General features: G+C 71.6%; 21 protein-coding genes, 1 tRNA gene and 2 pseudogenes. 19 read left to right on the forward strand and 5 right to left on the reverse strand.

From position 1 onward, the window contains the following. The first annotated feature begins 316 nt into the window (after positions 1-316). Both ACFC1R_RS18495 and ACFC1R_RS18500 read left to right on the forward strand, forming a co-directional pair. Positions 317-1,327, forward strand: a complete 1,011-nt coding sequence (locus ACFC1R_RS18495; RefSeq protein WP_375939895.1) for an ArsA-related P-loop ATPase — start codon at positions 317-319, stop codon at positions 1,325-1,327. Continuing rightward, a complete protein-coding gene (locus ACFC1R_RS18500; RefSeq protein WP_375939770.1) occupies positions 1,324-2,469 on the forward strand; it encodes an ArsA family ATPase in 1,146 nt (381 codons plus the stop codon). Before ACFC1R_RS18495 ends, ACFC1R_RS18500 begins: the two co-directional genes overlap by 4 nt. 30 nt (positions 2,470-2,499) lie before the next feature. On the opposite strand, the gene ACFC1R_RS18505 is transcribed toward ACFC1R_RS18500, so the two are convergent. Then, positions 2,500-2,823 (reverse strand): WhiB family transcriptional regulator, encoded by a 324-nt coding sequence (locus tag ACFC1R_RS18505; protein ID WP_033333275.1) that lies wholly within the window; start codon positions 2,821-2,823, stop codon positions 2,500-2,502. Between the two features lie 399 nt (positions 2,824-3,222). On the opposite strand from ACFC1R_RS18505, the gene ACFC1R_RS18510 reads away from it, so the two are divergent. Beyond that, complete coding sequence (locus ACFC1R_RS18510) at positions 3,223-5,481, forward strand: transglycosylase domain-containing protein (RefSeq protein WP_375939772.1); 2,259 nt, start codon at positions 3,223-3,225, stop codon at positions 5,479-5,481. Between the two features lie 258 nt (positions 5,482-5,739). Here the strand turns inward: ACFC1R_RS18510 and ACFC1R_RS18515 are convergent, their stop codons facing one another. Then, positions 5,740-6,195 (reverse strand): GatB/YqeY domain-containing protein, encoded by a 456-nt coding sequence (locus ACFC1R_RS18515; RefSeq protein ID WP_375939774.1) that lies wholly within the window; start codon positions 6,193-6,195, stop codon positions 5,740-5,742. Positions 6,196-6,659: 464 nt separating this feature from the next. Here ACFC1R_RS18515 and ACFC1R_RS18520 point away from each other — a divergent pair, with 464 nt between their 5' ends. Beyond that, positions 6,660-7,601 (forward strand): metallophosphoesterase, encoded by a 942-nt coding sequence (locus ACFC1R_RS18520; protein ID WP_375939776.1) that lies wholly within the window; start codon positions 6,660-6,662, stop codon positions 7,599-7,601. Positions 7,602-7,738: 137 nt separating this feature from the next. Continuing rightward, positions 7,739-7,812: transfer RNA gene (locus ACFC1R_RS18525), tRNA-Pro, on the forward strand. A 118-nt stretch (positions 7,813-7,930) separates the two neighbouring features. Here the strand turns inward: ACFC1R_RS18525 and ACFC1R_RS18530 are convergent. Together ACFC1R_RS18530 and ACFC1R_RS18535 are read right to left on the reverse strand one after the other, a co-directional pair. Then, entirely contained in the window at positions 7,931-8,086 is a 156-nt protein-coding gene (locus tag ACFC1R_RS18530; RefSeq protein WP_375939778.1) for a hypothetical protein, read from the reverse strand. Between the two features lie 25 nt (positions 8,087-8,111). Continuing rightward, positions 8,112-8,210 (reverse strand): annotated as a pseudogene (locus ACFC1R_RS18535) (glycosyltransferase family 2 protein); the annotation flags it as partial. Positions 8,211-9,408: 1,198 nt separating this feature from the next. Between ACFC1R_RS18535 and ACFC1R_RS18540 the strand changes: the two are divergent. The 5 genes from ACFC1R_RS18540 to ACFC1R_RS18560 all read left to right on the forward strand — a co-directional run bounded on the left by ACFC1R_RS18540 (position 9,409) and on the right by ACFC1R_RS18560 (position 14,858). Further along, the gene (locus ACFC1R_RS18540) at positions 9,409-9,792 is read left to right on the forward strand and encodes an adenylyltransferase/cytidyltransferase family protein (RefSeq protein ID WP_375939780.1); all 384 of its coding nucleotides are present in this window, start codon (positions 9,409-9,411) and stop codon (positions 9,790-9,792) included. A gap of 8 nt (positions 9,793-9,800) precedes the next feature. After that, a complete protein-coding gene (locus tag ACFC1R_RS18545) occupies positions 9,801-11,033 on the forward strand; it encodes an MFS transporter (protein ID WP_375939782.1) in 1,233 nt (410 codons plus the stop codon). A gap of 155 nt (positions 11,034-11,188) precedes the next feature. Continuing rightward, on the forward strand, positions 11,189-12,949 hold the full coding sequence (locus tag ACFC1R_RS18550; RefSeq protein ID WP_375939784.1) for a LicD family protein: 1,761 nt from the start codon (positions 11,189-11,191) through the stop codon (positions 12,947-12,949). Positions 12,950-13,011: 62 nt separating this feature from the next. Next, a complete protein-coding gene (locus ACFC1R_RS18555) occupies positions 13,012-13,857 on the forward strand; it encodes a transketolase (protein WP_375939786.1) in 846 nt (281 codons plus the stop codon). Further along, the gene (locus ACFC1R_RS18560) at positions 13,854-14,858 is read left to right on the forward strand and encodes a transketolase family protein (protein WP_375939788.1); all 1,005 of its coding nucleotides are present in this window, start codon (positions 13,854-13,856) and stop codon (positions 14,856-14,858) included. The genes ACFC1R_RS18555 and ACFC1R_RS18560 overlap by 4 nt, the downstream gene beginning before the upstream one ends. A gap of 78 nt (positions 14,859-14,936) precedes the next feature. Here ACFC1R_RS18560 and ACFC1R_RS18565 read toward each other — a convergent pair whose 3' ends face one another. Further along, positions 14,937-15,827, reverse strand: a complete 891-nt coding sequence (locus ACFC1R_RS18565) for a LysR family transcriptional regulator (RefSeq protein ID WP_375939790.1) — start codon at positions 15,825-15,827, stop codon at positions 14,937-14,939. A gap of 335 nt (positions 15,828-16,162) precedes the next feature. On the opposite strand from ACFC1R_RS18565, the gene ACFC1R_RS18570 reads away from it, so the two are divergent. From ACFC1R_RS18570 to ACFC1R_RS18610, 9 genes and pseudogenes are all read left to right on the forward strand, one after another. Further along, on the forward strand, positions 16,163-16,321 hold the full coding sequence (locus ACFC1R_RS18570; protein ID WP_375939792.1) for a hypothetical protein: 159 nt from the start codon (positions 16,163-16,165) through the stop codon (positions 16,319-16,321). Positions 16,322-16,372: 51 nt separating this feature from the next. Further along, positions 16,373-17,614: an acetyl-CoA carboxylase biotin carboxylase subunit family protein gene (locus ACFC1R_RS18575; RefSeq protein WP_375939794.1), complete on the forward strand. Its 1,242-nt coding sequence runs from the start codon at positions 16,373-16,375 to the stop codon at positions 17,612-17,614. Between the two features lie 4 nt (positions 17,615-17,618). Beyond that, complete coding sequence (locus ACFC1R_RS18580; protein ID WP_375939796.1) at positions 17,619-18,695, forward strand: branched-chain amino acid aminotransferase; 1,077 nt, start codon at positions 17,619-17,621, stop codon at positions 18,693-18,695. Between the two features lie 317 nt (positions 18,696-19,012). Beyond that, the gene (locus tag ACFC1R_RS18585) at positions 19,013-20,029 is read left to right on the forward strand and encodes an amino acid--tRNA ligase-related protein (protein WP_375939798.1); all 1,017 of its coding nucleotides are present in this window, start codon (positions 19,013-19,015) and stop codon (positions 20,027-20,029) included. A gap of 62 nt (positions 20,030-20,091) precedes the next feature. Beyond that, positions 20,092-20,880 carry a hypothetical protein gene (locus tag ACFC1R_RS18590; RefSeq protein ID WP_375939800.1) on the forward strand — a complete coding sequence of 263 codons (789 nt, stop codon included), beginning with the start codon at positions 20,092-20,094 and terminating at the stop codon, positions 20,878-20,880. After that, positions 20,877-22,295 (forward strand): His/Gly/Thr/Pro-type tRNA ligase C-terminal domain-containing protein, encoded by a 1,419-nt coding sequence (locus ACFC1R_RS18595; RefSeq protein ID WP_375939802.1) that lies wholly within the window; start codon positions 20,877-20,879, stop codon positions 22,293-22,295. Before ACFC1R_RS18590 ends, ACFC1R_RS18595 begins: the two co-directional genes overlap by 4 nt. A gap of 121 nt (positions 22,296-22,416) precedes the next feature. Then, complete coding sequence (locus tag ACFC1R_RS18600) at positions 22,417-23,973, forward strand: GNAT family N-acetyltransferase (RefSeq protein ID WP_375939804.1); 1,557 nt, start codon at positions 22,417-22,419, stop codon at positions 23,971-23,973. Next, the gene (locus ACFC1R_RS18605; RefSeq protein ID WP_375939806.1) at positions 23,970-25,013 is read left to right on the forward strand and encodes a S66 peptidase family protein; all 1,044 of its coding nucleotides are present in this window, start codon (positions 23,970-23,972) and stop codon (positions 25,011-25,013) included. Before ACFC1R_RS18600 ends, ACFC1R_RS18605 begins: the two co-directional genes overlap by 4 nt. 238 nt (positions 25,014-25,251) lie before the next feature. Beyond that, a pseudogene (locus tag ACFC1R_RS18610) lies at positions 25,252-25,916 on the forward strand (hypothetical protein); the annotation flags it as partial.

Genomic DNA, 25,916 nt, shown 5'->3' on the forward strand with positions numbered 1-25,916 from the left:
CCGCGCGGTACGCAGCGCGTCCGCGAGGCCGCCCGCCCCGGATGTGAGGTGAGCCACAAAGCGGGCAGGAATCCGCCGGGGTACCAGGGTGCTCCCCGCATCGGGAGCCCCCGCTGGTTACTCTCGCGGGGAGGGCACCCAGGGGTGCCGGCCAACGGACGGACGGAGACGGAGCGTGGCGAGGACTCCCGGCCAGGCGGACCGACCCAGCCCCGAGGAGGCCCCGGCGGGGAGCTCCGGGGCACCCGGGACCGGCTCACCGGACGGGGAGAGGGCACCGGACGGCGGGCGGGACCGGGACTGGGAGGGCGTCCGGCTGCACGTCGTCAGCGGCAAGGGCGGCACTGGGAAGACCACGCTGGCCGCCGCGCTCGCCATCGCCCTCGCCGCCGAGGGCGGCCGGACGCTGCTGATCGAGGTCGAGGGCCGGCAGGGCATCGCCGAGATGTTCGGGATCGCCGCACTGCCGTACCAGGAGCGGAAGATCGCCGCCGTCACCCCCGCCCAGCTCGGCCTGCCGGGCAAGGGCTCCGGGGAGATCTTCGGGCTGGCGATCGACACCGAGCTGGCGCTGCTCGAGTACCTCGACATGTTCTACAAGCTGGGCCGGGCCGGCAAGGCGCTGCAGAAGGTGGGCTTCGTCGACTTCGCGACGACCATCGCACCGGGCGTCCGGGACGTCCTGCTGACCGGCAAGGCCTGCGAGGCGGCCCGCCGCAAGGGCCCCGACGGACGCCGCGCCTACGACGCGATCGTGATGGACGCACCGCCGACCGGACGGATCACCAGGTTCCTGAACGTCAACTCCGAGGTGGCGGGCCTGGCCCGGATCGGGCCGATCCACGGGCAGGCGCAGGCGGTGATGCGGGTGCTCAGGTCGCCGGAGACGGCGGTGCACCTGGTCACGCTGCTGGAGGAGATGCCGGTACAGGAGACCGTGGACGGCGTGGCCGAGCTCCAGGAGGCCCAACTGCCGGTCGGCGGAGTCATGGTGAACATGGTCCGGCCACCCGTACTGGACGCCGCCGCGGTGGCGGCGGTCGACGGGGACCACCGCGAGGAGGTCGCCCGGGCGCTCGGCGAGGCCGGACTGGGCGGGCGCTCCCGGGCCGCGACGACGGTCCGCGCGGCGGTCGAGCCGCTGCTCGACCCGCTGCTCGAACAGGCCCGCGAGCACGCCGAGCGGGTCGAGCTGGAGCGCGAACAGCGCTCGGCGCTGCAGCACTTGCGGCTGCCGACGTACGAACTCCCGTTGCTCGGCGAGGGCGTGGACCTCGGCGGTCTCTACCGGCTGGCGGGCGAGCTGAAGCGACAGGGGGCGGCATGACGGCACTGCTGGCGATCGACGCACTGATCGACGACCCGAAGACCCGGATCGTGGTGTGCTGCGGCTCCGGCGGGGTCGGCAAGACCACCACCGCCGCCGCGATCGGCCTGCGGGCGGCGGAGCGCGGCCGGAAGGTGGTCGTGCTGACCATCGACCCCGCGCGCCGGCTCGCCCAGTCGATGGGCCTCAGCGAGCTGGACAACACCCCGCGCCCGGTCAAGGGCACCGCCGGGGCGGGCGAGTTGCACGCCATGATGCTCGACATGAAGCGGACCTTCGACGAGGTCGTGCTGGCCCACGCGGAGCCCGAGCGGGCGAAGGCGATCCTGGAGAACCCCTTCTACCAGTCCCTGTCGGCCGGTTTCGCCGGCACCCAGGAGTACATGGCGATGGAGAAGCTCGGCCAGCTGCGGGCGGCCGACGCATGGGACCTGATCGTGGTCGACACCCCGCCGTCCCGGTCCGCGCTGGACTTCCTGGACGCGCCGAACCGCCTCGGCTCCTTCCTCGACGGCAGGGTGATCCGCCTGCTGACCGCCCCCGCCAAGGTCGGCGGACGCAGCGCGATGAAGTTCCTGAACGTCGGCATGGGCCTGATCACCGGCACGCTGGGAAAGATCTTCGGCGCCCAGCTGCTGACCGACGTCCAGACCTTCGTCGGCGCCATGGACTCGATGTTCGGCGGCTTCCGCGAGCGGGCGGACCGCACCTACCAGCTGCTCAAGGCACCCGGCACGGCCTTCCTGGTGGTCGCGGCGCCCGAACGGGACGCACTGCGCGAGGCGGCCTACTTCGTGGACCGGCTGGCCGCGGACGAGATGCCGCTGGCCGGGCTGGTGCTCAACCGGGTGCACGGCACGGACGCGCCGCAGCTCACGACCGAGCGCGCACTCGCGGCGGCCGAGGCCCTGGAGGAGAACGGTTCGCCGAACTCCTCGCCGGCAGCCGAGGCGCTGGCCGCCGGGCTGCTCCGACTGCACGCCGAGCGGATGCAGATCATGGACCGGGAACGGCGCACCCGGGACCGCTTCGTGTCGGTCTACCCGGACGTGCCGATCGTGGAGGTCGGCGCACTGCCCGGCGACGTGCACGACCTGGACGGCCTGCGTGCCATCGGCAACCGCCTCGGCGGGACGGAGTGAGCCGCCCGCCCTCGCACGGCCTGGCCCCGGTCAGCCCGCCTGGGCGTAGTCGGTGAGGATGACACCGGTCGCGAGCGACTCCTCGTACTCCGTACGCGCCGTCTCCAGCAGCCTGCGCCAGGACATCACCGTCGGCCTGCGGCGCAGCAGCGCCCGGCGCTCGCGCTCGGTCATCCCGCCCCACACGCCGAACTCGACCCGGTTGTCGAGCGCGTCCGCCAGGCACTCGGTGCGCACCGGGCAACCGCTGCACACCGCCTTGGCGCGATTCTGTGCTGCCCCCTGAACAAACAGTTCGTCCGGATCACTCGTGCGGCAGGCAGCCTGCGCACTCCAGTCGTCCACCCAGCCCATGCCGGCGCCGTCCTCTCCCGAATCGGGGCTCCCCCACGGCGGCAACGGCATATTCACCGTTGCCAGTTGAGGACGTTACGGAAGAACGACAGCGTGCAACAGCCCCTACGGGCTCAATCTCAAATGACCCGATCGGACTATGGGTATCTGACTTCTCACTCGTTGGAGTGATCGCAGGTCGCGGGGCTTGTCAGGGCCGCTTGGACCACTCTCGTCACGCTCTGCCATGAGATCGCCGACGGGGCCCGATTCCAGCTACCCCAAACAGGGGCGATTCGGGCAAAGCTCATCACTCACAAGAGTGATGACGATGAACAGAGCGAAGCTGTCGCAGTCTTGTGACAAGCGTAGGCGAACACCTGCCCCCTCGCCGGGTATTTGGCAACGTAGGGTTTCCCCATGGCACCTCAGCGACCCCCGGGACTCTCCGTCGACAAGGCCGGCCTCGGACTCAAGTTCCTGGGCACCAGCGTGCTGGCCGGACTGCTGGTCGCGGGCATGGCACTGCCGGCCGTCGGCGCACTCGGGCTGACCGCCAAGGACACCGCCGAGAGCTTCGACAACATCCCGGACGACTTCAAGACCCCGCCGCTCTCCCAGGCCTCGTACATCTACGACGCCAAGGGCGGCGTGATCGCCAAGGTCTTCGACCGGGACCGCACCGTCCTCACCAAGGACCAGATGGCCCCGATCATGCGGCAGGCCCAGGTCGACATCGAGGACAACCGCTTCTTCGAGCACGGCGCCATCGACCTCAAGGGCATCCTGCGCGCGGCCAGCAAGAACGCCGAGTCCGGCTCCGCCGCCCAGGGCGCCTCCACGCTGACCCAGCAGTACGTGAAGAACGTCAACGTGGAGAAGGCCGGCGACGACCAGGACGCGTTCCTGGAGGCCACCAAGAAGAGCATGGGTCGCAAGATCCAGGAGCTGAAGTACGCCATCAAGCTGGAGGAGGACCTGAGCAAGGATCAGATCCTCACCAACTACCTGAACATCACCTTCTACGGCCACCAGGCGTACGGCGTCGAGGCGGCCGCGGGCCGCTACTTCAGCAAGAGCGCCAAGGACCTGACCATCCCCGAGGCCGCGATGCTGGCCGGACTGGTGCAGAACCCCACGGCGTACGACCCGATCCTGCACCCGCAGGCCGCGCAGACGCGCCGCAACACCGTGATCAACAAGCTCCTGGAGTACAAGCACATCACCCCCCAGCAGGCCAAGGACGCACTGGCCGCACCGCTGGGCATCAAGTACAAGGAGCCGCTGAACGGCTGCATCACCGCCCAGTCGGGCATGGGCTTCTTCTGCGACTACGTCCGGCACGTGGTGAAGCTGGACCCGGTCTTCGGCAAGACCCAGGCCGACCGGCAGAAGCTCTGGAGCCAGGGCGGCCTGAAGATCTACACCACCCTCGACCCGGAGAAGCAGGCGGCCGCGTACAAGGCGGTCACCACCAAGGTCAACCCGACGGACGACGTCTCGGCCGCGATGACCATGGTCAAGCCCGGCACCGGCGAGATCCTGGCGATGGCCCAGACCCGTCCCTACGGACTGGACGACAAGCAGCACCAGACCGTGGTCAACCTCAACGTCGACGCGGCGATGGGCGGCGGCAACGGCTTCTCCCCCGGCTCGACCTTCAAGCCGATCCTGGCGGCCGCCGCGCTGGAGTCGGGCATCCCGATCACCCAGCAGTACCCCTCCGAGTTCAAGATCCCGTACCCGACCATGAGCACCTGCGAGGGCTCCTGGAAGGCCGACGGCAGCACGGTCGAGAACGAGAACTCGTCCGAGGTCGGGCCGTTCGGGATGAAGGAGGCGATGGCCCGCTCGGTCAACACCTACTTCGTCGAGCTCGGCCAGGAGGTCGGCCTCTGCCCGATGAAGCAGATGATCAACAAGCTCGGCATCAAGACCCTCGCCAGCGGCAAGACGCTGCCGCAGGTGCCCTCCTCGATCCTCGGCTCGGTCGAGGTCAGCCCGATGCGGATGGCCGCCGTCTACGCCGCCTTCGCCGCCCGCGGCCTGTACTGCGACCCGATCGCGATCAGCTCGGTGGTCGGCGCCGACGGCAAGAAGATGGCGGTCCCGCAGGCCAACTGCAACCAGGCGATGGCCGGGTCCACCGCCGACGGGGTCAACACCCTGCTGAAGACGGTGACCGAGAAGGGCACCGCGGCCAACATCAAGATCAATGACGGTCGCGAGTTCGCCGGCAAGACCGGCACCACCGACAACCGCTACGCCGCCTGGTTCAACGGCTACACCCCCGACCTGGCCACCGCCGTGTGGCTCGGCGGCCCCGGCGGCAACGTCTCGATGCGCAACATCACGATCGGCGGCGAGTACTTCAGCTCCGTCTACGGCTCCGACGGCCCCGGCCCGATCTGGCAGATGGCCATGAACGACGCCGTCGTCGGCACCCCGAAGAGCACCTTCCAGCTGGTCTCGATCCCGGACCCCGGCACTCCCCCGGGCGGCGCCACCGGCCCCGGCGCCGACCCCGGCACCCCCGCTCCGCCGCCCGGCGACGGGACGGCCGCCACCGGCGGCACCGGCACCACCGGCCTGATCGACGGCGGCTTCACCCTGCCGCCGGGCGTCATCGGCGGCGGGGCCGGCGGCGCGACCGGTGGCAAGCCGGGCAAGCACCACTGACCACCTGCGGTACGACGAAGGGGTGCCTCCCGGACGGGGGGCACCCCTTCGTCATGTCCGTCATACGGCGCCGGCCGCCGTGGGGCGTGTCGGGCGCCGTGAGGCGCCATGGGACACCGTGAAGCGCCGTGAAGCGCCACGGCCGACGGCCGCCGCACGGTGCCGCGGGGAACCGCGGCCAGGTCCTTCGTACGGTCTCGCGGCCGTACGGCGTGGCGACCGTCCGCGCGGTTCGCTCCCGCGCCCGGTTCGGGCCGGTCAGCCCGCCAGTGCGGCCTTGACGGCGGCGGCCACCCGGCCGCCCTCGGCCACGCCCTCGACCTTGGGGCGCACCAGCTTCATCACCGCGCCCATGCCCTGCGGCCCGGTCGCCCCGCTCTCCGCCACCGCAGCGGCCACGATCGCGGTCAGCTCCTCGTCGCTGAGCTGCTTCGGCAGGTACTGCGCCAGCACCTCGCCCTCGGCGCGCTCCTGGGCCGCCGAATCCGTTCGCCCGGCCGTCTCGAAAGCCTCGGCCGCCTCCCGGCGCTTCTTCGCCTCCCGGGCGATCACCTTCAGCACCTCGTCGTCCGAGAGCTCGCGCTTCGTCTTGCCCGCCACCTCCTCACTGGTGACGGCGGCCAGCGTGAGCCGGATCGTGGACGAGCGCAGCTCATCCCGGGCCTTGATCGCAGCCGTGAGGTCCTCCTGCAGCTGCACCTTGAGCGTTGTCATGTTGATGAGTGTCCCACCTGCCGAAACCTGATGCTCACGAATAACCGCCCTGCACTCGCGTCGCGACGCCGCGAGGTGGGCGAAACCCCCGCCCGCCCCACCGTCCCGACGGACCGTCACACCGCTTCGCCGCGCCCCGCGCCCCGCGCGCCCCTCCCCCTCCTCCCCGGACGGACTGCGGACCCGTCCGGCCGCCGGCCCCGGCGGCGCCCCGCCGATCGACCGCTCCGCCCCGGCCACGCCCTGCCCCGCCACCGCGCCGGGACGGCCCGACCGCACCCGACCGCACCGGCTGCGGCAGCCCGCGCCGGGCGCCGTGAAGCCGCCACCGGACCCCGACCCGGCACCCGGCGCCCGCAGGGCCGACCGGCCGTCAGATCGGCCTTCCGGGCGCGCTCCACCGGGGCGGTCGGACCGGGAACCGCCCGTTCACACGTGCTTTCGGTGTCTGCGACCATGGACCGATGCGACCGCTGTACTCCGTCCCCCTCGGAATCGCCGCCACCGGCGCCGCCTGCCTCGTCTACTCCGTCGGCTACGAGGTCCGCTCGTTCCGGCTGCGCCGGGTCGAGGTCCCGATCCTGCCGAAGGGTGCGCGGCCGATCCGGGTGCTCCAGGTCTCCGACATCCATATGGTCGCCGGACAGCACAAGAAGCAGCGCTGGCTGCAGAGCCTGGCCGCGCTCCGTCCCGACCTCGTCGTCAACACCGGCGACAACCTCTCCGACCCGGAGGGCATCCCGGCCACGCTGGACGCCCTCGGGCCGCTCATGGACTTCCCCGGCGTGTACGTCTTCGGTTCCAACGACTACTACGGGCCCGCCAAGAAGAACCCCGCGCGCTACCTGAAGGCGCTGCGCACCGGCGTCCACGGGCTGAACAACCCCGACGGCACCGGCAAGCGCGGCATCACCGGCGCCGTCCACATCGAGTGGGAGAAGCTCCGGGACGGCTTCGACGCGGCCGGCTGGCTGGACCTCACCAACACCCGGGGGCGGCTGAAGGTCGCCGGGCTCGACATCGAGTTCACCGGACTGGACGACCCGCACATCCGCCGCGACCGCTACGCCGAGGTCTCCGGCGGCCCCTCCGAGGACGCCGACCTCTCGCTCGCCGTGGTGCACGCGCCCTACCTGCGGGTGCTCGACGCCTTCACCGCCGACCGCTACCCCCTCATCCTCGCCGGGCACACCCACGGCGGACAGCTCTGCGTCCCCTTCTACGGCGCCCTGGTCACCAACTGCGACCTCGACACCGACCGGGTCAAGGGCCTCTCCACCCACCAGGCCGGCGGACACCGTTCCTACCTGCACGTCTCGGCCGGCTGCGGCACCAACCGCTACACCCCCGTCCGTTTCGCCTGCCCGCCCGAGGCCACCCTCCTCACCCTCACCCCCAAGGCCTGACCCACCCCGCCGACACCCCCGGCCCACCCCCCTGCGAGCCGTTCCGACACCGCCCGAGGAACCGGATTTCACCTCTCGGCGCTCGTCCGGTAGAGTTCTACTCGTTGCAACGGAGACGGAAGCAACAAAGGAAAGACCGGGGTGTGGCGCAGCTTGGTAGCGCGCTTCGTTCGGGACGAAGAGGCCGTGGGTTCAAATCCCGCCACCCCGACCCAGTAAGACCAGCTCAGGGCCGGTCTCCCGCAAGGGAGACCGGCCCTGACTGGCTTTCCGGGGCCGCTCGGGAGAAATCCCGGAGAAGATCTTGGAAAACGTCTCCAGGACGGCCCCTACTGGCGCTCCCTCAGCGGGATGTCCAGGACGGCCACGGGCGACCCTGGGCTCATCACCCGGCGAGCCTCCAGCGCCTCCGCCCACATCTCGGTGAGCGCCGCCATGAGCGACCGCCGCATCCCTGCGGTGATGTGGTCGTAGCGGGACTGCACTGATCCATCCTCATGGCCCGTGCGGGGACAGCGCGTGGCCGCCGCCGAGGAAGCCGGTCGCCTCGCCGCCGCGCATGGGGTCGCCGGCCCGCAGTCGGGGGACGTGGCGCCGCTGGGTGCGGCCGGCGGTGCCGCCCACCCTGCCGCGTCCTCCGCTCGTGCCGGCACCGGACGCCACCTGGTTCTCGGGGCCCCGGCTCGCCGGCTCCCGTCCACGGCATCCGGCACAACGCCCGCCTCTCACTGCCGGCCCAGTGCTGAAGCGCCCTCGGCGGGACGTCGCCCACCGCATCGGCGGAGCCGGTGTCACAACACGAACTTATTAATCGTCGGCCGCCGGGCTCCGGGCGAGACGCCGGCGCATACGAGGAGCGACTGCGGCGGTCGTGACATTGCCTGTTGCGGGTCTACTTCGCCCACCCTTGGACAGTGCCGACAATGCAGACAATGTGGACCGGCCGAAGCCCTTCCACGGTTCACTTGCCTCCCAGTTGTTTTCTCTTGACGCGTACGCCCGGGTAGCCAATAAATCGGGAAATCCGTGGCGTCATGCTGGGAGCTATGGCGACGGGCGCAGACCTTGGGGGGTTTGATGGGGTTAAGCAGGCAGTGGCCGAGCGCGGACAGTGTCAGTGCACCAACTCCGTCGAAATCCGCGACTCTCGACCCCACGGGCAATGCCGAACCTGGCACCCTTCGCGAACATTTCGACACCGGAGTTCACCCAGGGTCGGATCACGCCGGATTATCCGGCCCCCTGCATGACGTGACGTCCGTCGACTTCAACAACACAATGGTCGACGACCGGGAACTCCCCGGCCGGGCGCCGGCCCCGTGCATTTCCGCGCGAGTCGAAGCTGGTACGGACGGCACCGGCCCGACCGCTGCCGCCGGATCCGGCGCGCTCGACTCGACGGCTCCGCAGAAACCGGCGGCCGCCGTCGTCGGACCGGCCATCGGCTCGGTGGGCGCACCGCGGGGGCCGGTCGTCGCCGACCGCGCCGCCCGACGGGGTGTCCGGCAGGAGTACCGGAGCAGCGGGGACCGGTCACCGCTCTGCCGACCGCGTGTCCCAGCCCGAGAGCGACCGAGGCCGCTGCGACCGGAGTCTTTGCGATCATCCACGCGGACCAGGAGCTGCGAACCCCGGTCAATACGCAGCGTGCCGTGCACGAGTCGATGCCGGAATCGAACCGGATGCCGGAGACAGCTGGTGACGCCGCGAGCGTGGGGAAGGCATTCCGGCTACAGCGGTGCAATGCCCGGCAAGTGCTAGAGAGCCGATCGCACCGGCCGGCCGGGCAGCCACCGGGAGAGATGTCATGAGAGTACTCACCTTCGGAACGTTCGATCTGCTGCATATCGGGCACATACGGATTCTGCAACGCTGTGCCGAATTCGGTCGGGTCACGGTCGGTGTGTCGAGCGATGAGCTGAGCATCACCAAGAAGGGCCGAGCCCCGACCTACTCACTGGCCGAGCGCATCGCAATCATCCGGGCGATCAGGCACGTCGACGACGCTTTCGTCGAGTGGTCACTCGCCGACAAACCGAAATACCTTCGGGAACACGGAGCAGACATTCTGATCATGGGTGACGACTGGGCCGGGAAATTCGATCACCTGTCCGAGATCTGCCGAGTGGTCTACCTGCCGCGTACGGAGGGCGTCTCCACCACCGACGTGATCTCCCGGATCAGCGGGTGACGGTGCCGATGGCGAGCGTGAAGGGCGCGGCGGCACTGGGCCCGTTGTCCGACGGAACGTACCGGCGGATCTGGCTGGCCCAGATGTTCTCGAACGTCGGCACCTGGTCCCAGACGTCGGCCCTGCAGTGGTTCATGCTGCCGTACGGCTCGGTCATGGTGGCGCTCGTGCAGGCGGTCGGGATCATCCCGGTGCTGGTGCTGCTGCTGCCGGCCGGCCGGTTCTCCGACCGCCACCGGAAGAAACCCATCCTGGTGGGCACCCAGCTCTTCATGTTCGCGGGCGGAGTCCTGCTGGTCCTGCTGGCGCTCGCCGGAAGTGTCCAGCCGGTCGTGGCCCTGGCCGTCCTGTTCCTGATCGGCTGCGGCCAGGCCGTCATGGCACCGTCCTGGTACGCCATCCAGCCGCAACTCGTTCCGGCCGAGCAACTGTCGCAGGCGGCCGCCCTGAACGGGACGAGCATGAACCTGGCCAGGATCTTCGGCCCGATCGCCGGAGGTTCCCTGGTCCAGGCCGTCGGCATCGGCGGCGCCTTCGCCTTCAACTCGCTGAGCTACCTGGTGACCGCGGTCGTCTTCGGGCGCTGGCGCGAGCAGACGGTGCCGGCGCCGGCCGCCGGCACCGGTGGCCGGATCACGGACGCCGTGGTGGACGTGCTGAGCAGCCGGGTGAAGTCGACCGTCATCTGGCGGCTCGTCTCCTTCGGCCCGGTCTCCGGGGTGATCTGGCCGCTCCTGCCGGTCTACGCCTCCCGGACCCTGCACGCCGGCTCGCGCGAGTACGGCGTTCTGCTGGCCGCCTTCGGCCTGGGCGCCGGGGTGACGGCGTTCTGCCTGCCTGCGCTGCGGAAGTTCCTCTCGATGGACGCGGTTCACCGCGCCGCCTGCTGGGTGTTCGCCGCGACGCTCCTCGTGCTGCCCTCGGTGCACACCCTCTGGATCGCCTGCGTCGCGCTGCTGCCCGCCGCGTTCCTGGCGATCGCCGCGCTGTCGACGCTCAGCGCCGAGATGCAGCACTCACTGACCGACGACATGCGCGCCCGGGGCATGTCGATCTATCAGATCGTGCTCCAGGGCGGCATGGGCGTCGGTGGCATCGTCTGGGGTGTGCTGGCGAACTTCTACGGGACCGGCGCGACCTTCGCCGTCGCCGCGGCCGTGCTGTTCCTGTCAGGCCTGTCGACGCTCTTCCTGAAACTCGGCCGGACACCCGTCCCGGCCCTCTCCGGTGCCCCGGAGTGATCGTGCCGGAACAGCCGCCGGGCCGCTCGCGTGCACACTGCCGCGCCGCCCCACCTGACCGGCCGGGCCGACCCTGACCCGCCTGACCTGCCTGGCCCGGCCGACCAGACCGACCAGACCGAACCCGACCCACCCGACCGACAGAGGGACACTGAATGGGACACCAGGACATGCGGACCGCCCAGCCGGTCATCGACTCGCTCTACCGCACCTACGCGATTCTGGACGAAGTCCTGCGCGAACACGAGATCCCGTACTTCATGACCGGCGGGACCCTGCTGGGGGCGATCCGCCACGGCGGAGTGATCCCCTGGGACGACGACGGCGACCTGGGCGTGAGCGAGGCCGACTTCCCCCGGGTCCGCCAGGAGGTGCTGCCGGTGCTGGCCCGGCGCGGGATCTTCTCCTCGTTCGGCCGGATGGGCAACCTCAAGATCTTCTCCGGTGACGGGCGCAGGCTCCGTTCGGAGGGCAACATCGGCCGGCCGCGCTACCCCATCGTCGACATCTTCCCGTGGCGCTCCTTCGAGGACCGGGCCGCGTTCAGCTCACCGGCCTGCCGGGAACGGTGGTCGGCCCAGTGGTTCCCGGCGGCCGACCTGGACGGGCTGGTCGACCATCCGTTCGGCCCGATCCGGCTGCCCGCCCCTCCGGAGGCGGCCTGCCGGGTGTACCTCGCCCGCACCTACGGGGAGGACTGGCAGCGCCGGGCCGAGGTCGGCTACGACCACGTGACCAGCCAGAAGATCAAGCCGGTCAGCTTCGAGATCGTCGATCCGGCGCCCGCGCTGCCCTCGGCCGGCTATCTGGACGTCGGCATCGAGGCCGGTGACACCGGGGCGGACGGCACCGGGACCAACGACCGCACGGACGTCCGGCTGGCGTACCGCACGGAGGCGGACTCGTGGGGAACGCTGGACGTGGCCACGGACACCGCCATCGCGGTGCACAGGCTGGCGCTGTCCGGAGCCGGCGGCGAGGGTGCGATCAGCGCCGCCGAGTGGCGGGAGCGCGTTCACCGGGTGCGGCGCCGGCTGCTGCCGCCGCAGTCGCTGCTGACGCCGGTCGAGATCTCGGTCGGCGCGGTCGCCGACGCGGTGCTCCCGCGGCGTTCGGCCGTCGAGGTGGCGGGTGCCTACGTGCAAAACGTCGCCGAGTTCATCCGCCGCGGGAACTCGCCGACCCACTGGTTCAACTTCAACGACATCCCCCTGGTCCCGGTCGGCGCCGAGGAGTTGTCGGCCCTTCGGGACCAGGCCACCCACGTCGCGACGCTGGCCCTGGGCGTGACCGCCGAGGTGTGCAGTCTGTTCCTGGACGCCCTCGACCTGTACGACGCGGCAGCCGGCGAAGCGGCCGGATTCGGCCGGATCCTGGCATGGCGGCTTCGCAAGCGGCTGGGCATGGACACCCCCGAGATCTCGGACGAGGGCCTGTCCGCCTTCGAGTCGGCGGTCCTGCGGGAGGAACGGGAACTGCTGCACGGCGGCGGTGCGGACTCCGGTGACGGCGTCGACCTCCCCGACCGTCCGGTGTCCGTCGCGGTCGACAGCCGGCAGGCGATCCGGCAGTCGTACGCGGCCGAGGACGGCCACGAGGCGGTGGAACCGGTCGCGCTCGCGGCCTCGTTGGGGTGTGACGAGGCGCAGCTCAGGCTGTGGCGGCTGCTCGCCGCACAGGGCCGGGTGGACGCCGCCGAGTACTGGCTGCACGAGTCCGTCCGGAGCGGGAACCCGAACGCGATGCACGAATGGACGCGGCGGTTCGACCCGAAGTTCGACGTCGACTACGACCGCAAGCTCGCGGTCGGCGCGAGGAGCGGCGATGTGACGGCCCGGGTCCTGCTGGAGGGCCACCTCCGCAAGGGCGACCTGGTGCTGTACCAGGGCGGCTTCGACGGCGTCCCGGCGAGGTGATCCGGGACGGTGCAGAAACGGATGCGAACGTCCACCGGTCGTTGGAATGTGAGGCATTGCGGATGACCGATTCAACCGACACGGAACTCGCCATCAGGGCCCGGCAGCTGAGGATCGACGTCATCGATCTCATCCGCAACGCCGGGAACGGGCACATGGCCGGCAGCCTGTCCTGCCTGGACTTCCTGTACGTGCTGTACAAGGAGGTCCTGAACATCTCGCCCGACGCACTGGACGACCCGGACCGGGACCGCTACGTCCAGAGCAAGGGCCACGCGGTCGAGGCGCTGTACGTGGTGCTCGCCGAGTGCGGCTTCTTCGACAGGGAACTGCTCGACACCTACCTGAAGTTCGGCTCGGACCTGGTCGGTCACGCGACCCGCAAGGTGCCCGGGATCGAGCAGAGCACCGGCGCCCTCGGGCACGGACTGTCGCTGGGCGCCGGAATGGCGATCGCCGGCAAGGAGGACGGGCGCGACTACCGGGTCTTCGTCCTGCTCGGAGACGGCGAGCTGGCGGAGGGCTCGGTGTGGGAGGCGGCGATGTGCGCCGGACACTACCGCCTGGACAACCTGGTCGCGGTCGTCGACCGCAACCGGCTGCAGATCGCCGGACGGACGGACGACCTGATGCGCTCCGAGCCGCTCGCCGACAAGTTCGCGAGCTTCGGCTGGGCGGTCCGCGAGGTCGACGGCCACGACGTCACCGCGCTGAAGCAGGCCCTGACCTCGCTTCCGGTCCAGGAGGGCAAGCCGGGAGTCATCATCATGAACACCGTCAAGGGCAGCGGAATCTCGTACATGGAGCACAACATCCGCTGGCACCACAAGGTACCCACCGACGCCGAGTACGCGACCGCCGTGGCGGACGTGAACCACGCGGTCGAGCTGCTGAGGAGTGGACGATGAGCGCGTTCAGCGAAGCCCACGGTTTCGCCGACGGCCTGCCGAACCTGGACGTGCTGGACCGGACGCTGCGCCGGCTGGCCGAGTCGGATCCGACGGTCCGGGTGCTGACGGCGGATTCCCGGATATCAGGACGGCTGGAGCCGTTCGCGCGGCAGTTCCCCGAGTACGTCGTCGAGATCGGGATCGCCGAACAGAACCTGGTCGGTGTGGCGGCGGGCATGGCGGCGTGCGGCCGGAAGCCGTTCGTCATCTCCCCCGCCTGCTTCCTGACGGCGCGGTCGCTGGAGCAGGTCAAGGTCGACGTCGGGTACTGCGCCAACCCCGTCCGCCTGATCGGGATCAGCGGTGGCATCAGCTACGGCCCGCTGGGGGCGACCCACCACTCGATCTCGGACTACGCCTCGCTGCGCGCGATACCGGGCATCACGGTGATCGCCCCGGCCGACAACTGCGAGACGCAGCTCGCGCTGGAGTACGCCGCGGCCGCCGACGAACCCGTGTACATCCGGCTGGGCAAGCGCCCGCTCGAGTGCGTCCACGGCGACCTGCCCGCCGTACCGTCGATCACCGAGCCGGCGCAGCTGCGCACCGGCGAGGACGTCGTGCTGTTCTCGACCGGCGAGACGGTCGGTGTCTGCCTGCAGGCGGCGGACCTGCTGCAGGCGCAGGGCGTCGGCGCGTCGGTGGTGAGCATCCCGACCATCCGGCCGTTGGACGAGGCCGGTCTGGTGCGCCTGTCCGCGGCCCACCGCGCGGTGGTCGTCGCGGAGGAGCACAGCGTGCACGGCGGGCTGGGCGAGGCGATCGGCAGGGTCCTGCTGACCGCCGGCACCTCCTGCCGGTTCGCGGCGCTCGGCATCCCCGACGAGCCGATCGTGAACGGTTCCCAGCTGGACGTGCTGGCCCACTACGGGATCAGTGCGCACGGACTGGCGCAACGGAGCCGGTCTCTGCTCGGGCTCGGTTCGCTCGACGACGCCACGGCGCTGGCACACGTCTGAGCCGTCGGCCCGACCCGGCGGTGCCGGTCAGGGTTCTGACCCCTGGTCAGGACCGGGACCCTGACCGGCACCCGTCCCTCAGCCGGCCGCGGGCCCGGCGAACGCCTGCCGGCTGTGGGCCAGCAACTCGCGGACCGCCGGGCCGTGCGCGCCCTTCCAGATCAGGGCGAGCAGTGCTGGGGTCTCGACGTCGTCGATGGTGCGGGCGGTGAGCCGGTCGCGGTAGCGGGCGGCCATCGACTCGCTGAGGACGGCGACGGCGAGCCCACGGGCGGCCAGGTCGGCGATGGCGTCGGCGGCGCTGGCCTGGAACGCGATCACGGGCCGGAGGCCCTGGGCGGCGCAGGCCCGGTCGAGCACCGTGCGCAGGCCGGTGCCGGGCGGCATGCAGACGACCGGATGGGCCGCCAGGTCGGCCAGCACGACCCGGCGCCGTTCCGCCAGGGGGTGCCCGGCCGGGACGGCCACGACGAGCCGCTCGCTGATGATCGTCAGCGCGTCCAGCCCTTCGGGGGTGGCCGTCGCGGTCCCGATGAGGGCCAGGTCGACGGTGCCGGCGCGGACCCCTTCGACGAGCCGGTCCGAGTTGTCCTCCAGCAGCGAGATCTCCACGCCGGGATGCGCCCGGTGGAACGCCGCCAGGGCGTCGAACAGCGGTGTGAGGGTGCAGCCGGTGACCATCCCCACCGTGAGCCGGCCCCGGATCAGGTCGGTCACCTCGCCGACCGCCTGGCCGACCGCCCCGGCGGCGGCGAGCACCGCGCGGGCGTGGCCGAGCGCGGCCCTTCCCGCGACGGTGAGGGTGGCGCTGCGTGCCGACCGGTCGAACAGCTCGGCTCCGAGCTCACGTTCCAGTTGGCGGATCTGGGCGCTGACACCGGACTGGCTGATGTGCACCCGCTCGGCCGCCCGGGTGAAGTTCTGCTCCTCGGCGACCGCGACGAAGTACTCCAACTGCCTCAGCTCCACAACCGTGGATCCTAACTTCCGCAAGATCGATCCGCCGGGTTTCCGGTCGGCGGCCGACCGCCGGGGGGAGCACCGGAGCCCCCGCGTCCGCGGCTCCCGCCCGCACCGACGGCCGGGCGGGCGGACCGCGGGACCCGGACACTCCGGGTGCTTTCAGAACAGATCGAGGCCCGCGGGCATTGCACCTGGGTGCCAGACCGGAAGATGCCAAACGGAACGCTTGGCCTGGGACGGAGGGCGTTGCAAGATTTTGTCCAGAGGGGGTCGCGGCCGGCGTTCGGACGCCGGGCCGACGAGAACTCTGCCGTATCTGTGAACCAGGGTGGGAAAAAGAAATGAAGCTCCTGACTCGTACTGCCGCCGTCCTTTCCGGCATTGCCGCCGTTCTCGCGCTGAGCGCCGCGAATTCCGCCGCCGCGGACGTGACCAGGAGCCCCATCCAGCAGACGGCCGCCGCCGCCCCCCTCGCGCAGGACAGCCTCAACTGGGACTGACCGGGACGGCCGGACGAAGAGAGCTGACGGAAAGAGGCAGGGGAAGAGCGAATGAACGTCTTGGTGTGCCGGTGGGATCAGACAACCCTGCGATCGCTGCTTGAGCGCGGGGCCCGGGTGACCCTGGTCTACGACGAGTGGGAGGCGGCCAACCGGGCCATCGACCCGGAGCTGATCGCCAGGGTCGAGCGGCACTACGTGATCCGCAGTTTCGACGCGCTCGACGAGATGGCCCAGCTCGCGGTGGAGATCCGGTCCTCCGGGGTGAAGATCGACCGGGTGCTCAGCCTCTCCGAGTTCAGCCAGTTCAGCGCCGCGTACCTGGCGACGCTGCTCGGGCTGGAGCAGCCGGCCATCGAGAAGTCCGTCCTGATGCGGGACAAGCGGGCCATGAAGGACCGCGCCCGGCAGGCCGGGATCGCCTGTGCCCGGTACGTCTCGCTCTCCACGGCCGATGTCGAGGGCTCGGTCCGCCGGGTCGAGGAGGAGATCGGCTTCCCGGTCATCGTGAAGCCCGCCGCCGGACTCGGTTCGGTCGACACCTCCAAGGTCGAGGGTCCCGAGGAGCTCGCCGCGATCCTGCGCGCGGCCGGGCGGGAGACGCTCGCCCAGTTCCTCCTGGCCGAGGAGCCGATCGACGGCGACGAGTACCACGTCGACGCCGTCTGGGAGGACGGCCGGGCCCAGGTCCTCGGCGTCAGCCGCTACCTGCGGCCGCGCATGCTGGTGGAGACGCCGGGCCGGGACAACGGCTCGATCCTGCTGCCGCGCGAGCGCGAGCAGGCCCTGTACGAAGAGGTCGAGGCGCTGCACGAGCGCATCAACACCGGGTTCGGCATCACGGACGACATCACCCACCTCGAACTCTTCCGCCGCGCCGACGGGCAGCTGTGGTTCTCCGAGATCGCCACCCGGGTGGCGGGCGGCGCGATCCCCGAGAGCTTCGGTCCGCTCGGCGCCGACCTGCGCGAACTGTGGGTCGAGGCGATCATGGGCAAGGGCCGCGAGCCGCTGGAGCTGCAGGAGCCGCCGTACCCGTACGTCGGCTGGATCAACCTCGCTCCGGACCGGCCCGGCACGATCGTCGCGGAGCCCTCCGACGAGCTGGTCTCCCGCTTCCCGTACGTGCTGGACACCGTCCGGTCGCGGCACGCCGGGTCCGAGATCGGCGAGCTGCACCCGTCCGTGTGGTGCCTGCTGCTGGTCCTGGGCGCGGACAGCGAGGAGCAGTTCCGGGAGCGGGCCGCCGAGCTGGAGGCCGCGCTGCTGCCCGCCTACGAGATGGCCGAGTGACGCCGTGACCACCGCAACGGGCGGCCCGACCGCACGCACGGGGTCGGACGCACCCGCCCTGGGGTTCGGCGTCCACTTCACCCCGCACATGGTGGTGTCCCGGTGGACCCCCGCCGGGGGCTGGACGCCGCTGGAACTCGTCCCGCACGGTCCGCTGAGCCTGTCCCCGGCCGCCATGGCCCTGCACTACGGACAGGCGGTCTTCGAGGGGCTCAAGGCCTACCCGGCGGCGGACGGTTCGCTCGCACTGTTCCGCCCGCGTGCCAACGCGGACCGGTTCGTGCTCAGTGCCCGGCGGCTCGCCATGCCCGAACTGCCCGTCGAGATGTTCCTGGACGCCTGCGAACGCGTGGTCCGCGCCGACGCGGCAGAGGTGCCCAGGGGACACGGGCAGAGCCTCTACCTGCGGCCCTTCATGGTCGCGGTCGAGCCGAGTCTGGGCGTACGGCCGGCCCAGGAGTACCTGTTCGCGGTCATCGCCTCGCCGGTGGACTACTTCTTCGCCGGTGGCTACCAGGCCATCGACGTCTGGTGCGCCACCGACCAGATCCGGGCCGCTCCCGGCGGTACCGGGGCGGCCAAGTGCGCGGGCAACTACGCCGGGAGCCTCTCCGCCAAGGCGGAGGCGCTGGCGAACGGCTGCCAGGAGGTGCTGTGGCTGGACGCGGCGGAGCACCGCTGGGTCGAGGAGCTCGGCGCGATGAACTTCTTCTGCGTCGGACGCGGGGAGAACGGCACGGACCAGCTGATCACTCCCGGCCTGTCGGGCACGATCCTGGCCGGGAACACCCGGGACAGCCTGCTCACGCTCGCGGCCGGCCTCGGTCTCGACGTGGTCCAGCGGCCGGTGTCCGTGGACGAGCTCACCGCGGCCGACGGACGCGTCACCGAGGCGTTCGCCTGCGGCACCGCCGCGTCCGTCGTACCGATCGGCGCGGTGACGACGCCGTCGGGTCGCGCCCGGATCGGGGACGGCCGGCCCGGAAAGGTCACCACCCGGCTGCGGGACGAGCTGGCTGCCGTCCAGTACCGGCAGCAGGCCGATCCGTACGGCTGGATGCACGCCGTGGACATGGGCTAGCCCTCTCTTCCACCGGCGGACGCGCGGACGACCGCCCGCGTGTTCCGACCGGCGAGGCCGGCGTCTTCAGGGATTCCTGAGGACGCCGGCCTCTTTCTGCATTCCGCCTTTCCCCCGGCCGAGCACCAAACTGCCAGGCATCCTCGCGCCAGCGAAATCTGCTGCTTTTCGGCCGGCGGTCGACCAGGATGGAGACACAGAAAGACGGCAGTGCGCGGCGGAAGCGGCAGAAGTACCGCACCGAGAAAATCGCGCCCGTCTGCGACGGTCCGTCCAATTCCGGGACGCGAACCGCATCTCACTCAAGGGGAATTAAATTGGCTACGCCCACGTACACCCACGGCGGATGGCGTCCCTCTGCGGACCGCTTCCTGGAGATCGTCGACCAGCCGCTGTTCCGCACCCTGGTCGACCTCCAGGACCTGACCACCACGGAGACCGCCGCCTTCTGGAGCGAGCGCGGCGTCAAGTCCGTTCACCTGCCGATCACCACCAACAGCATCTCCAGCCCCATGGGCCTCGGCAGTGACTCGCTGCCGGTGGAGATCGACCTGTTCGGGCAGCGCACCTACCTCGCCGACTCCATGCAGTTCATGCTGGAGTACGGCTGTCGCCTGAGCCCCACGGGCAGCTGGTACCTGATGCCGAGCTTCCGCGGCGAGGACGCCGACGAGACCCACCTCAACCAGTTCTTCCACAGCGAGGCCGAGCTTCCGGGTGGCCTCGACGAGTGCATCGAGGCCGTCGACGCCTACATGCGCCGCCTGGCCCAGGCGGTCCTCGACCGCTACGCCGACGACGTCGAGGCGATCGCGGGCACCACCGAGCACCTCCGGCAGATGGCCGGCCTGGAGACCTTCCCGCGCATCACCTTCGAGGAGGCCGTCGCCCACCTCGGTGACGACCCGGAGGCCGTGGAGCACCACAACGGCTGGCGCACCCTCTCCCGGCACGGCGAGCGCCGCCTGCTCAACGAGATCAGCCCGATCCTGTGGGTCACCCACTACGACCACCTGTCGGTGCCCTTCTACCAGGCGTACGGCGACGAGGAGGGCCGCACGGCGCTCAACGGCGACCTGCTCTTCGGCATCGGCGAGACGGTCGGCTGCGGCGAGCGCCACATCGACGGCGAGCAGACCCGCAAGGCCCTCGCCCACCACGAGGTCCCCGAGGAGGACTACGACTGGTACGTCCGGATGAAGGAGACCCACCCGCAGCACACCTCCGGTTTCGGTCTGGGCATCGAGCGCTGGCTGATGTGGGTCCTGCAGCAGAAGGACATCCGCGAGCTCCAGCTCGCCCCGCGCCTCAACGGTGTCTCCCTCACCCCGTGACGCTCGTCGCCGGGCCCTGCGCTCCAGGGCCCGGCGAGCCGCACCCTCCCACTGGACTGACCATGCTCTTGCCCCCCAGCAGTACGCCTGCCCCGGCCGAGGACAGGCTGATCCGGCGTGAGTACGGCCCCGAGGGCCACTACGTACTCACCGGCCGGGCCCTGGAGCGGCTGCGGGAATCGCAGCTGCGGATCGAGCCGCTGCTGCGCTCGGTCTCGGTACGCCGCACGCACCTGCCGGTGCTCGTGCCCCCGCTGCTCACCAATCCCGTGCGCGACTGGCTGAACCCGGAGCTGCGCAAGGTCGTGCTCACCACGCACGGATCGGACCAGCCCAAGGGCTGGTACCCGACGGCAGGGCTGTGCCTGCGCGGGCTTCCGCTCGTCGCCAAGCAGCGCTTCAGCTGGCGGGACCTCCCGGTCGGCTACTGGACCGGCGGGCCGGCCGTGGCACCGGTGGCGGGATCGGGTCCGGACGCCGAGGACCTGGTCTGCGTGGACGGACTGCTCGCCGAACCGCAGGAACGGCAGACCGACCTGGCGGCACTGATCGGACGCATCCTCACCGAGCTGGACGTACCGGCCGAACCCGCCCCGGAGACCTGGGCGTTGAAGGGCGGCGGCAGCAGCGGCGAGGGCGGAGGAAGCGGCGAGGGCGACGGCGGCACGGCGCTGGTCTGGCGGCACGACGGGCGGGTGACCGCCTCCCTGGAGCGGCTGCCCGCGGCGGCCGCCAAGCAGTACAGCGCCTGCTACATGGACGCCGACAACCGGCTCCAGCCCCTGTCCGTCTCCTTCTTCCACATCAGTCAGTACGCGCTGCTGCGCGGCACGGAGGTGACCGCACGATGAGCACCGAGCGGTGGGCGGGGGATGCCGCGGCACTTCAGCGGTCCCACATCATCAACGCCAAGTACCCGGTGTCCGGCGCCAGCGGCTGGCTGCCGCACGGCTACGAACTCTGCTCCCACGTCCTCGACCGCTTCCGGCGGCTGTTCGCCGACGCCGGCTACGAGGAACTGGGGCTGCCCTCCGCGGTGCCGCTGGAGGTGCTGGAGCGCCAGGCCGGTTCCATCAAGAGCTTCCTGGACCGGATCTACGTGCTGCACGGCGCGGACGGCGGCACCGCGCCGCACGCGCTCGCCTCGACCATCGAGGCACAGATCTCCACCGTGATGGCGCAGTGGCTCGACGAGGGCCGCCTGCCGCCGTTCCGCGTCACCTCGGTCCGCACCGTCGGCCGCCACGAGGGCCACGGCATGCGCCCGCTGTGGATGGAACGCTTCGTCTGGCCGTTCTTCGAGGCGCAGGCCGCGTTCCTGGACGACGCGGACTCGGACGTCGACTTCATGCTGCACGGTCCGGGGCGGGTCTGCTCGGCCATCGGCCTGCCCACCGTCGCGGTGGAGCGGCTCCAGGCGCCCGACTACGGACGGGTGTACGCGGACCGCCGCCACGAGGTCGTCACCCTGCTGCCCGAGGGCACGTCCACCACGCTGACCTCGGTGTACGAACTCGGCACCCGGTTCAGCGACACGTTCGGCATCCGCAGCGAGGGCAGGGCCCTGTCCATGCTCAACTTCGGGTTCTCCGCCCGGCTGGTGCTGGCGCTGCTCGTCCACTCGCACGCCGAGGCCGACAAGCCGGTGTACCACCCCTCGGTGGCCCCCGTGCAGGTCGCGGTCGTTCCCGCCGTGCGGGAGGGGACCGACTGGGCGAACGCTCTGGCCGAGGCGCTGCTGGCGCACGGTGTGCGCGCCACGGTCTTCGACGACCACCGCGGCTACGCCGCCCGGGTCACCCGGGCCAGGGCCCACGGCGCGCCGCTCTTCCTGACCGTCCGGGACGAGCAGGCCGACGGAGGGGAGTTGCTCCTCGGCGAGGACGCCGGCACCGGAAAGCCGGTCGCCGAACACCGGCTCGCGGATCTCGTCACCTCCGAACTGGAATCACTGGGACGCGAGTTGGTTCGCACCAGGGAGCAGGAGCACCGCTCCCGGGTGGTCGATCTGACCGGGTTCCCCACCCGGGCGGACCTCGACGGCGTCCCGGCGGCGGCCCGGCTGCCGCTCTGCGCGGCGGACGCCTGCGTGTCGGCTGCACTGGCGCAGGACGTGCTCGACGTGATCGGCCGCCCGCGCGGTGCGTACGGCGTGTTCGGCACGCCCGGCGGGGACGGCGCCGCCGCGACCCGGCCGTGCGCGCACTGCGGGAGCGCGACCGCGGACTCGGTGCTGCTGGGCCGCAAGTTCCGCGGCGAGAAGTGACGCCCGCACCGGACACACCCCGCACCGGACACACCCCGCACCGGACACACCCGCCGACCGGGCGGGCCCGAACGCCGAACCGCGGCACCCGCATTCTCAAGTCCCATCCAGGAGTAGCGAGATGACCAGGTTTCCCGACGCGTCCCTGCGGACCGAACGGCTCGTCCTGCGTCCCTTCACCGTGCAGGACGTCCCGGCGGTCCAGGCCGCCTGCGACGACGAACTGACCCAGCAGTGGCTGCCGTTGCCGCGCCCCTACACCCTCGACCACGCCCACTGGTGGTGCACCGAAGGCGCCCCCGCGTCGCTGCTCTCCGGCGACGGGGTGCAGTTCGCCGCCGAGGACGCCGAGAGCGGCGAACTGGTCGGGTGCTTCGGCCTCAAGTCCACCAACTGGACCGAGTCCACCACGGAGATCGGCTACTGGGCCGCACCCGCCGCGCGCGGCCGGGGCTTCGCCCCCGAGGCGGTGCGCGCCCTGGCGGCCTGGGCGTTCGAGGTCACCCCGGTGCGCCGGATCACGCTCCTCGCGGCCACCGGCAACCGGGCCTCCCAACGCGTCGCCGAGAAGGCCGGGTTCGTCCGTGAAGGGGTGCTGCGCAGCGCCCTGACGACGCACGGCGGGCGGGTCGACAGCGTGGTCTACGGGCTGCTCCCCGCCGACCTCGTCCAGGCCGCCCCCACCGCACCGGACCGGCCCGGCCGGCTGCGCGATCGGACGCGCGCGCTGCTGTCCACCGGGCCCGCGCTGATCAGCTCGCACGAACACGCCGGCGCCGAACTCGTCTACCACCGCGAGGACTCGCACCACACCTACCGCCAGTCGGTCGACGAGCTGATGGGCCTGCTCACCTCGCTCGGTGCCGCGCTGCCGTCCGGACCGCCCGCGGTCACCGGTGCGCTGGTGCTGCCGATGCCGTACTACCGCAGGTTCAAGCCGACCGGCACCCCCGTCGACCCCGCCACGTGCAGCGGCGTGATCCGGGAGCGCAACCTCGAACTCCTCGACGAGTGCGCCCGGTTCCGCCGGGACAACCCGGCCTCCGCCGGGCTGCCGTTGACCGCCCTGATGGTCGACCCGTTCCGCTCGGCCGAGGACTTCGCCGCCGACTACGAGACCCGTACGGACGAGGTGTTCGCGCTCAAGTGGCACCCGCCAGCCGCCGAGACCCCGCTCGCCGAGTACGTCGACCGCGGCTACCTCGACCTGGCCGCGCGCTGGAACGTCCCCACGGTGCTGCACTGCTCCCCCCAGGGACGCCTCGGTGATCTGGCGGAGATCGCGGACTCGGTCGTCGAGGCCGCGGTCCGCGCCGGAGCCCGGATCAGCATCGCCCACCTGGGCTTCCTCAACCCGGGCCTGGACGAGGTGCTGGCCCGGCCCGGCGTGTACGCCGACCTCGGGCCCTGGGAGGCCGTCTGCGAACGGACCGTGGGCGACCCCGGGCCCGCGGACGCCGACACCAGGCTGGCCGAGCTGATCGGCCGGTACGGACAGCGGCTGATGTTCTCCCTGGACACGCCGTGGCACCTCCAGCCCTGGGACGACGGGCGGGTGCTGGGCGCGGAGATACCCGAGGCGCTCGACCGCATCCTCGGCTCGCTCAGGCTCTCCGGCACGGAGACCGACGCGCTGCTGTCCGGCAACGCCCTGCGCTTCCTGTTCGGCGCCTCGTGACCGGCGAACGGAACACCGGCACGGCCGGGACACTGCCGCCGCCCCGGCTGACCCCCGGCGCGGTGGTCGGCGTGGCCGCGACCAGCGCCTGGGCCGCCGGTCGCTTCCCGGTCCGCACCCGGCGGGCCGTGGCCGCGCTGGAGCGGGAGCTGGGCTGCACCGTGCGGCTCGCTCCGGAGGGCCGGTACGCGGGATCGATCGCGGGCACCGGCCGCGAGCGCGCCCGCGCGCTGATCGAGCTGTTCGCCGACCCCGAGGTCGAGGCCGTCTTCACCACCATCGGCGGCAACAACGCCAACGACCTGCTGGAGCACCTCGACCCGCTGGCCGGTCTGCCGCCGAAGATCCTGGTCGGCTACAGCGACAACACCGCTCTGCTGCTGGGCTACCAGGCGCTGACCGGCGCCACGGTCTTCTACGGTCCGGCGCTGCTCCCGCAGTTCGGCGAGTGGCCCGAGCCGTTCCCCGAGACCACCAGCCACCTGCGCGCGACCCTGACGGCCGGTTCCGGCGGGGTCTGGCCGCTGCCCGACTGGTGGACCCAGCCGTGCGGCGACTGGGCGTCCGCGGACCAGGAGGTGCGCCCCCGGCACTCCGGCGGTCCCCGCGTGCTGCGTCCGGGCCGGGGCGAGGGCGTGCTGTTCGGCGGCAACGTCCCCACCCTCGGGGTGCTCGCGGGCACCCGCTGGCTGCGCCCTCCGGACGGACCGACCGTCCTGTGCCTGGAGGGCACCGCGGCCGGCGCGTCCGTACCGGCGTTCCAGCAGAGCCTCACCCAGCTCAGGCACCTGGGGATCGCCGGGCGGGCCACGGCGGTGCTGGTCGGCCGGACGCCGGGCGGCCCGCACGCACCCGAACGGGACGAGGCGTTCCACCGGATCCTGCTGGACGCCTTCCCCGGGGACGTCCCCATCGTGACGGACCTGCCGTTCGGCCACACCGACCCGGTCCTCACCGTCCCGCTCGGCGCCGTGGCGAGCGTCGGGGCGGAACGTGACCGGGCTCCCGTCGTACGGGTCCTGGAGGCACCCGTGCTCTGAGCCGGCCCACGCCGACCGGCCACCGGCGGCACCAACCGGCCGGCTCCCCGGCCGGCTCCGGACGCCACGGCCGACTGCGGGCCCCGTGGCCGGTTCGACGCCGCGTACGGCACGGCCGCGTCGGCGGGCTCCGGCGCCGGACGGCTCACCACGGGCGCGGAGGACGGCGACCGGGCGCCCGCTGCCGGCCGACCCGTCCGAGCACCCGAAAGCGCACAGGAAAAAGAGGGGAACAGCCATGGATACGAGAGAGCAGGCGGACCGCACGGAACGCCCCGCGGCACAGGGTCGTCCGGGCCCGTCCGGGCCCGACGCCCCCGTCGCCACGCTGGCGTACCTGGGGACGGGCCGCGTCGACGCGCAGCGGCTCGCCGCCGCGCTCGACCGGGTGGCCCCGCTCCACCCGGCGCTCCGGGCCGGCGGGGTCGAGACGGTCGAGGTGCCCGGCACCGGCTGGGGGGCGGTGGACCGCGCCCTGAAGCTGGCCGAGGCCCGCGCCGCCGGTCCGGCCCGCCCGGCGGACGGCCCGCTGCTCAGCGCGGTGCTCCACCGCTGGGAGGACGGCACCCTGCTGGTCGTCCAGGCTCCCGGCACGGCCGTGGACGGCGCCGCCCTGCCCGTACTGGAGCGGGAGATCGAGCAGGCGTACGCGGCCGGGGGCCCTCGGGACGCGGTTCCCGAGAACACCGCCGCCGCGCACCTCGCCGCCCACGAGCGGGTGCTGGCGACCCTCGACCTCGGCACCCTCACGGCCGAATGGAGCGCCTACCTCGGCTCCGCACCCGTGCTCGACTGGCCCGCAGGTGGCGCCGGTCCGTCCGACGGCAGCGCGCCCCGCCCGCGGGTGGGCGGGGGCGCGGACGTGGGGGAACACGACGTGGGGGGCCCCGCGGAGGCTACCCC

The sequence above is a fragment of the Kitasatospora sp. NPDC056138 genome, from assembly GCF_042264695.1.
In the GTDB taxonomy this organism is placed as follows: Bacteria; Actinomycetota; Actinomycetes; order Streptomycetales; family Streptomycetaceae; genus Kitasatospora.